This is a genomic window from Cryomorphaceae bacterium 1068 (assembly GCA_027214385.1).
GTDB lineage: Bacteria > Bacteroidota > Bacteroidia > Flavobacteriales_D > Cryomorphaceae > JAKVAV01.
This window is the reverse complement of sequence record JAPVXR010000023.1, coordinates 21,862-30,188: the sequence shown is the minus strand read 5'-3', so window position 1 is coordinate 30,188 and position 8,327 is coordinate 21,862. Positions and strand designations below refer to the sequence as shown.

General features: G+C 41.7%; 8 protein-coding genes and 1 tRNA gene. 5 read left to right on the top strand and 4 right to left on the bottom strand.

The window, feature by feature from the left end; translation table 11 throughout:
- Nucleotides 1-1,244, top strand: a 1,244-nt coding sequence (locus tag O3Q51_18015; GenBank protein ID MCZ4410717.1) for a T9SS type A sorting domain-containing protein, incomplete at its 5' end; no start/stop codon positions are given.
- Between the two features lie 116 nt (nucleotides 1,245-1,360).
- Here the strand turns inward: O3Q51_18015 and O3Q51_18010 are convergent.
- Nucleotides 1,361-1,434 (bottom strand) — tRNA-Ala (locus tag O3Q51_18010).
- Nucleotides 1,435-1,499: 65 nt separating this feature from the next.
- Between O3Q51_18010 and O3Q51_18005 the strand changes: the two genes are divergently transcribed.
- A complete protein-coding gene (locus O3Q51_18005) occupies nucleotides 1,500-2,135 on the top strand; it encodes an HAD family phosphatase (protein ID MCZ4410716.1) in 636 nt (211 codons plus the stop codon).
- On the opposite strand, the gene O3Q51_18000 is transcribed toward O3Q51_18005, so the two are convergent.
- Complete coding sequence (locus O3Q51_18000; protein MCZ4410715.1) at nucleotides 2,122-2,916, bottom strand: hypothetical protein; 795 nt, start codon at nucleotides 2,914-2,916, stop codon at nucleotides 2,122-2,124. The two genes, O3Q51_18005 and O3Q51_18000, sit on opposite strands and share 14 nt — an antisense overlap.
- Before the next feature lie 213 nt (nucleotides 2,917-3,129).
- Between O3Q51_18000 and O3Q51_17995 the strand changes: the two genes are divergently transcribed.
- Nucleotides 3,130-3,918 (top strand): SDR family oxidoreductase, encoded by a 789-nt coding sequence (locus tag O3Q51_17995; protein MCZ4410714.1) that lies wholly within the window; start codon nucleotides 3,130-3,132, stop codon nucleotides 3,916-3,918.
- Here the strand turns inward: O3Q51_17995 and O3Q51_17990 are convergent, their stop codons facing one another.
- Nucleotides 3,919-4,614 carry a response regulator transcription factor gene (locus tag O3Q51_17990; protein ID MCZ4410713.1) on the bottom strand — a complete coding sequence of 232 codons (696 nt, stop codon included), beginning with the start codon at nucleotides 4,612-4,614 and terminating at the stop codon, nucleotides 3,919-3,921.
- A complete protein-coding gene (locus tag O3Q51_17985; protein ID MCZ4410712.1) occupies nucleotides 4,604-6,157 on the bottom strand; it encodes a HAMP domain-containing sensor histidine kinase in 1,554 nt (517 codons plus the stop codon). Before O3Q51_17985 ends, O3Q51_17990 begins: the two co-directional genes overlap by 11 nt.
- A gap of 225 nt (nucleotides 6,158-6,382) precedes the next feature.
- On the opposite strand from O3Q51_17985, the gene O3Q51_17980 reads away from it, so the two are divergent.
- Nucleotides 6,383-7,825, top strand: a complete 1,443-nt coding sequence (locus O3Q51_17980; protein ID MCZ4410711.1) for an aldehyde dehydrogenase — start codon at nucleotides 6,383-6,385, stop codon at nucleotides 7,823-7,825.
- 2 nt (nucleotides 7,826-7,827) lie between these two features.
- The gene (locus tag O3Q51_17975; GenBank protein MCZ4410710.1) at nucleotides 7,828-8,325 is read left to right on the top strand and encodes a hypothetical protein; all 498 of its coding nucleotides are present in this window, start codon (nucleotides 7,828-7,830) and stop codon (nucleotides 8,323-8,325) included.
- Nucleotides 8,326-8,327: the final 2 nt, after the last annotated feature.

The following is an 8,327-nucleotide window of genomic DNA, read 5'->3' as shown; positions in this document are numbered from 1 at the left end:
CCTTCACCAGAACGTGGACGGCAACGGATGCATGTGGCAACACATCAAGCTGTGACCAAGTAATCACGATCACTGACACGACAGCTCCAGAGTTGATCATGCCTGAAGAGTCAAGCATGCACATCACTTGTATGGCTGTTGATTATGCAATGTTACTAGACTACGTTGATGGAAATCTATCAGATACCCAAATGAACGTATATGAGAATTTCCTTGCAGGAATCTTTATGCAGAATGATTTAACACCAATTGAGGCAATTGATGACTGTAATGATGCTAGTTTCTTCGAAACAGGTATTGAAATCAGTACAGATGTTGACTGTCCTTCTAAAGCTACTGTGCGATGCATATTCGTTGCAGAAGATGCTTGTGGTAATCAATCAGAACCTCTGTATACAGAGTTAGTTGTTGTTGATAACACGACTCCACATATCTTCTGTCCAGCAGATATAGTGGTAACATGTGGAAGTGACACGACTCCTGAAGTAACAGGTTTTGCAACGGCTACTGACAACTGTATAGGTGTTATGGATGTGACATACGAAGACCTCTATGTTTCTGACATTTGCCCATCAAGCTTCATCAGATTATGGACTGCAACAGATGATTGTGGAAATGTTGCTACTTGTGAGCAACTGATCACAACGGTTGAAGAAGGAGATTGTGTAACTGCCCCTAGTGGTCTTGAAGCCGAGGCGATAGGAAGCAATACTATCCACTTCAGTTGGAACCCTGTTCCAAACTCAGTTGCTTGTAGAGTGTTTGGTCGTCCTTCCGGAGGAAATGCGAACATCACTCTTGGAACAATTGTAGATACCGAGCCATCTGAATTGACATTCTCTTCAGCTCAGTTGCAAGACGGGCTGTTAATCGAGTGGAGAGTGATCTGTGCTTGTGAACTGTCACCATTAATGACTAGTCCATATAGTCCTTGGACTGAGTTCTACTTCTTGACAGATGACAACAAGAGCAATGATTCGGCTAGTAATAATGGAGAGCAACTCAAAGGAGAGCTTTATCCAAACCCAACCAGATCTACAGTGTTTATTAACTCTGAATTCAAAGAAGGAGAGTCACTGACAGTAATGGATCTATCAGGAAAAGTTGTTGGACAATACAATGTTCCTGTAGCAAGCGGAATGTTTGAAATCAATCTGTCTGAACTAGAGGGTGGAGTTTATTTCATCCAGCACGCAGGCTTAAATGGAAGATCTCAAACCTTCAAGGTTGTTAAGAATAATTAAGCGATAGTTATTAATTTAAGTGAACCCCCTGTCTTAAAAGGCAGGGGGTTTTTATTTTCTTCCAATCGAGTTTGGTCACAAAAAAACCACCATCTTCTAGGAGTGGTGGTTTTGGGTGGAGAATACCGGATTCGAACCGGTGACCTCTACACTGCCAGTGTAGCGCTCTAGCCAACTGAGCTAATTCCCCGTGGGAGCGCGAAATTAGAGTAATCTTCCTTTTTAGACAAGCTTGTTGAAGCTTATCTTCGAGCAATGATTAAAAATATAATCTTTGACTTGGGTGTGGTTTTACTCGATGTCAATTATCAGCATACTATAGATGCATTCGCCTCATTGGGCTTAGAGAAACCCGAAGAAGCATTTTCGAAGCAAATACAGGACGAATTCTTCCGTCATTACGAAAGAGGTCAGATCACGGAGAGTGACTTTTTAATGGGTTTATCAGCTAGAACGGGGAGGGATGATATCGATGAGCTAAGAAACGCTTGGTGTAAAATGTTGGGTGAACTGCCGCAGGCGAAATTTCATCTCATTAAAAGATTAAGTTCGGTTTACAGGCTTTTCATTCTTTCCAATACAAATCAAACCCATCAATTGTGGTTTGAGAAAAAAATTGACGAACAATATGGGTGGAGGAATTTTAGTGAATGCTTTGAGTTTATTGGCTATAGCCATTTATTAAATCAGCGCAAGCCTGACAAAGAAGCATTTCAATTTATATTGAATGAATATGGGTTGACACCTAAAGAGACCCTCTTTGTTGATGATACCATGGAGCATATAGAAGGTGCCCGAGGGCTGGGAGTGCATGTTTTGCACTATAATGATGGTGAAGATTTGGAAGAACTGGTACAAACGTTTATTAAAAGTGTCCTCACTTCTTTCTGAAAGTGCCTCCAAATGAATTGTCGTAGTTTAGGTAATATTCCTCCCCTGAGGTTAAGTCAGTGATATCCAAAGATCGACCAAAACCTGTTCTTACAAGATTTCCGTATTTATCGAAAACTTCGAAGCGCGTATCCCGAGAAAAGGTGATGGATCTGTCTGGTTTTTCGGGTGAATAAGTTACCGCAGAAATCCCCGAATTATAGATCACCGCTTCACTGTATCGAGGCTTTCCTGTATAATCAATCTGTTTAACCCTCACCTTATTCTCACCCGAATATGGTTCAAGCTTAAAGGAATATTCATGCTCCCCTGTAGTTCCTTTTCCTTTTACTTCTCCTGCGGTCACCCATTTATTCCATCGAAATTGTTCTATTTCAAAAGGAAGAGAGCCACTTTCTTTTTTTGAAGTCCAATTGAGCGTATTATTGGTAACCTCGATACGCTTTATTTCAAATGTGCTATGAGGTTTAATAGCTTCAGGATTTAGAACCAGTGGTCCGCAACCTTCTTTGTGATTGAGTATGACATCTACAGACTCACCTCTTTCAATACCCAAAATCGAAAAATCAATGGCAAATGCACTGCTGTTGATTTCATCACGCGTCAACTCACCGTTTACATATACTTCATATACACAAAATCCTACACCATCATCACTGAAAGGATTTTCTATATATAAGTCTTTTCCTTGATAGACCCCCTTGAGCGATAGAGCACTTGTCTGAGCAGTCGATGACAAGCCTGGAAATGCAAAAAGGATTATGAAAAAGAAATTTTTCATGAAGTTGATATCAGTTGACAGGAGCCTTCAAAAATACAAATTACCAAGTACCGTCCTAGTTTTAAGTGCGAAAGCAACTAAATGCGAATATCACTAAAATATCGTTCCTGCGAAAATAGGAGAATACTTGGGTAATTATAGCCAAGCAATTTACAAGCAACCTTTTAATACCCTTTTTTGGAATGTTATATTCGTCTACTCGAAAACGCAAATATGAATTTCAGATTAGACAATAAAATCGCTCTTGTAGCAGGAAGCACACAAGGTATTGGAAAAGCTGCAGCTCTTGAAATGGCCGCACTTGGCGCAAGACTAATCTTAGTTGCACGTAATGAAAAGAAGCTCATTGAGGTTCGTGATGACTTGAAGGCCATAAACCGAGCCGATCATAAGATTATAGTTGCTGACTTTTCAGATCCTGAAGGATTGCGAGCGAAACTAGAATTGGAATTGGCTGACGAAAATGAGATCAATATACTGGTTAATAATACCGGTGGACCTCCTGCGGGGAAAGCTTCGGACGCCAAAGCTGACGAATTCAGAATGGCATTTGAAATGCATCTTGTTTGCAATCACATTTTGGCAAGCCATTGCATTCCATTGATGAAAAAATCAGGTTATGGCCGAATAATCAATGTCATTTCTACTTCAGTCAAACAACCCTTGCCTAATCTGGGGGTATCAAATACCATTCGCGGAGCAGTAGCAAACTGGGCCAAGACACTCGCAAACGAACTAGGGGAATTCAATATCACCGTCAACAATGTGCTACCAGGCCCGACCAACACCGTGAGACTTGAATCCATTGCAGATAGAAAATCAAAAGCCACCGGGAAATCGGTAGATGAAGTCATTACCGACATGGGTAATGCGACTCCAATGAAACGAGTAGGGCAACCTGAAGAAGTGGCAAATGCCATTTGCTTTTTGGCATCTCCGGCTGCATCTTATATTAATGGTGTTAACTTACCAGTAGACGGAGGCCGAACTTCTTGTCTTTGATCAAGACACTAGAAGCTTAAAGCCTTTCCCGTGAATGTTAATGATTTCGATGCTTGAATCGGGCTTTAGATGTTTGCGCAGCTTGGCAATGTATACATCCATGCTTCTCCCGTTGAAATAGTTGTCGTCTCCCCAAATCGCATTCAAAGCATAATTTCGTTCTAAAACACCATTTTTATTTAGGCACAGTAGATAGAGCAATTCATTCTCTTTCGTGGTAAGCTTTTGCTCATCATTGTCATGTTTAAGAAGCTGTCGTTCATAATCAAAATGGAAAATTCCAAGCTCAAAGACCTTTTTGTCTTGATCTTCATTTCGACCTTTTTCCGTTCTCCTGAGGATGGCGTTTACTCTCACAAGCAATTCCTCCATTGAAAATGGTTTGGTGATATAATCATCAGCACCAATGTCAAAACCTTTGAGCGTATCTTCTTTCATGGATTTTGCTGTAAGGAAAATGATGGGGATTTTCTTATTGGTCGTCCTTATTTCCTTGGCTACGGTGAAACCATCTTTGATGGGCATCATCACATCTAATATTACAAAGTCGAATTGCTGCTGATTGAAAACCTTAAATGCTTTATCGCCGTCGGTGCAGAGCACAGTTTCGAATTCTTTTGCTTCGAGGTACTCCTTAAGAAGTGTTCCTAGGTTTGGGTCGTCTTCTGCTAATAAAATGCGGGTCTTAGATGTCATGCTCGTATGGTAATTGAATAATAAATGTACTTCCTTTTCCAAATTCACTTTTTACAGTCACTACTCCGTGATGCTTTTCAATAATGGCTTTTACATAACTTAGTCCAAGGCCAAATCCTTTGATGTTGTGAACATCGCCCGTCGGCACGCGATAGAGCTTATCGAAAATCCTTGTTTGTTGATCTTTCTTTATTCCGATACCATTATCAGAAACGCTCAGCGTTATTGAGAATTCGTTGCTTATAGTAGCCACTTTAATATTAGGATGATCGCTGCTGTATTTTATTGCATTGTCAAGCAAGTTGTAGACCACGTTTGTAAGGTGAATTCTATCACCTTTAATAATGGCTGATTTCGTGCTCTTTTTCATTTCTATTGAACCACCCTTTTGTCGTATTTGAAGTTCGATATTTCGAATGGCAGTTTCGATGACTTCGTTCAGATCGACATCCTCATAGGAAAGCTCCATTTCTCTTCTGTCCAAGACCGCACTCCGAAGCACATTTTCCACCAATACTCCCAGACGCTTGTTTTCATCTCGTATCATACCTACATATTGCTTATGGCGATCCGTAGAGCGACTCATGACAGGATCAGCCAATGCCTCGCAGGCTAAGGAGATGGTAGAAATAGGTGTCTTGAGCTCGTGGGTCATATTGTTAATGAAGTCATTCTTTATTTCTGAGATTTTCTTCTGCCTAAAGATCGTTCTGATGCTGTAAGCAAAGGCCAAAATGATGGCAATCAGAAAAATCGCAGATGACGTAAGTAGCGGCCACAATGTTCGAACCAAATATGTCTCTTGATTGGGAAACCATATTCTTAAGTATCGTGTGGGCTGAGTAAAGTCATCAGGAAATAAACGCACCTTGTAGCCATTATTGTACAAGGGCGCAGTGTCTTCTAATCCTTCTGAAAGTATCAAAGGATTGTCGAAAAGGTCAAAAACACCGAATTCGTAATCTGCATCAATTCCTCCGATATCACTTAAGTGTAGGTTTAAAAGCGAGTCTAGTTGGGAACTTCCATAGCGGTTTAGAATATCCGATTCACGGTCAATATTGACCAACCCTGTTAGGAGCTCGGTAATGATTTTTTGCTCTCTTTCAGGAAAATAGTTAGGCACTTTAGCCGTCTTTTTTTCAGGTAGCCTTTCTTGACCCATGACCATAGGATCAGGGAGGGCCAATTCTTTTTTCTCTCTAAAGACGCGCAAGCTGTTTGATCCGTCTTGACTTAGGAAGCTACTGCTGTCAATGGAAGTCTGGTCTGAAGTCCATAAATGGGCCACTGTCTTTTCATCAGATATACTGTCGATCTGTGCCCTTATTTTCCTTCCGATGTCTGATCTGCGCATTCGCTCATGTGCCTCTTCGCGCTCCAGCACGTTATTGACCTCCGCCAAAGCTATTTTGACATTTCTCCTAAACTGCGTATCTCTTAAAGCAACCGAGTTCTGGATCCAATAGATTTGAATTGCAACTAGCCCAATCAACGAAAAGCTGATTAGCACAATAAGTATGGGAATGTATGATTTCTTCAAGCCTTACAAATTTACTCTCATCCAAGGCGCAAGTGCACGATCCTTAACCTTAATTAACAAAAGGTAATGTCTTGTTAACGTTTCCTTGCGCTCACTTGCCATAGATTTGCATCAGGTTTTACAGTTTACATGTTTTTCGCAACAGAGAGGGCTCAAACGAGGGCTCTCTTTTTTTGTTTTCAATAATTATTTCACTCCTAACCTTAGATTTTCGAAATTCACCGCATGGAGCGTATTGAAAATTTTATTGGCGGCGATTTTGTTTCTCCTGCTTCGGGCGAATACATCGCCAACATTGATCCATCTCGTGGAGTACAGTATGGAGAGATTCCTGATAGCGATCAGCAAGATGTAGCAGCAGCAGTCGAAGCGGCAGAAAGAGCCTTTCCGGCATGGTCATCTCTCAAAGGCCCGGAAAGATTTGCCCATCTCATGGATTTGGCAAAGGGCATAGAGAACCGAATGGATGAATTTATCAAAGCCGAAAGCAAGGACAATGGAAAGCCTGTTTCCTTGGCTCGTGCCGTAGACATACCAAGAGCCATCCAAAACTTTGAGTTCTACGCATCTGCAGCCATCCACTTTTCTTCTGAAAGCAACTTTACTGAAGGGCTAGGTATCAACTACACATTGCGACGCCCACTGGGAGTTGTTGCTTGTATCTCTCCTTGGAATTTACCCCTTTACCTCTTCACTTGGAAAATTGCGCCGGCTTTAGCCTCGGGAAATACTATTGTGGCCAAACCTTCAGAAATCACCCCGATGACCGCCTATCTGCTGGCTCAAGTGGCCAAAGAAGCTAATTTCCCCAAAGGGGTACTCAATATTATTCACGGAACAGGAGCACGAACGGGTGATGCTTTGACCCGTCATGACCTTGTGAAAGCTATCTCTTTTACCGGAGGTACGGAAACGGGTAAGCGAATAATCGAGGTAGCCGGAACCCGATTTAAAAAACTCAGCTTAGAGCTCGGAGGCAAGAATCCGAATGTGATTTTTGCGGATTGTGATTTCGACAAAATGCTCTCTACTACAGTTCGAAGCTCTTTTGCCAATCAAGGGCAAATATGTCTTTGCGGCTCCAGGATACTTGTGGAAGAGTCGATTTACGAGAAGTTCAAGGAAGCATTTGTTGCTAAGGTCAGCAAGATGAAAGTGGGTGACCCCTCTTCTGAAGAAACCAAATTGGGTGCTGTTGTCAGCGAGCCACATATGAAGAAAATATTGAGCTATATATCTTTAGCGAAAGAAGAAGGAGGTCGTGTACTTTGTGGTGGCAAAAGACTAGAACTTACCGGTGATTTAGCCGACGGGTATTATATTCAGCCCACTGTTATTGAAGGCTTGGATCAAATGTGCCGCACCAATCAAGAAGAAATATTTGGCCCTGTGGTGACGTTGGATACTTTCAGGACAGATGAAGAAGCTTTGCAAAAAGCAAATGCCACGAACTATGGACTAGCTTCTACCGTATGGACAGAAAACCTTTCTCGCGCGCATCGAGTAGCCGAAGAGTTGGAGGCTGGAATTGTTTGGGTAAATTGCTGGCTGCAGCGCGATTTGAGAACTCCTTTTGGAGGAGTAAAGAATTCGGGAATGGGAAGAGAGGGTGGTTTTGAAGCCATGCAATTCTTTACAGAGCCCAAAAATGTTTGTATTAGTTATTGAAAATGAAAATTAGGTTTCTCCTTGTATTTGGATTGGTTCTTTCGCAGCTGACATCTTTTGCTCAGATGGATCCTTTTATTCTATTGGAGAAACCGGGAAAGCAGAAATCGAGGGTGCGTTATTACCCCGGTGACGAGATTTACTGGAAATTCAAAGATGACAAGACTACCTACAACTCCATTATAGCTGTCATATCTGACTCATCCTTTACCACTGATCAGGCTTTGACAGTGCCATACGTAGAAATTGATCAGGTACTCATCCCGAAAGGGGGTGGACTCAAAGCCGTGGGGCTGAATGCTTTTTGGGCTATTCCTCCTATGATTGTTTTGAGTGCAGCAAACAATGCTTTCAATACGGGTCGTTCTCCATTAGTAGATGAAGAAGTGTGGTACATTTCGGCAGTTTTTGCCTCGATAAGTGGTATTTTCTTTTTACTGCCGGATGAAAAGTCACGGAATTTGGAAAACAAATGGCGGCTAATTCCGATTATTCACTGAAT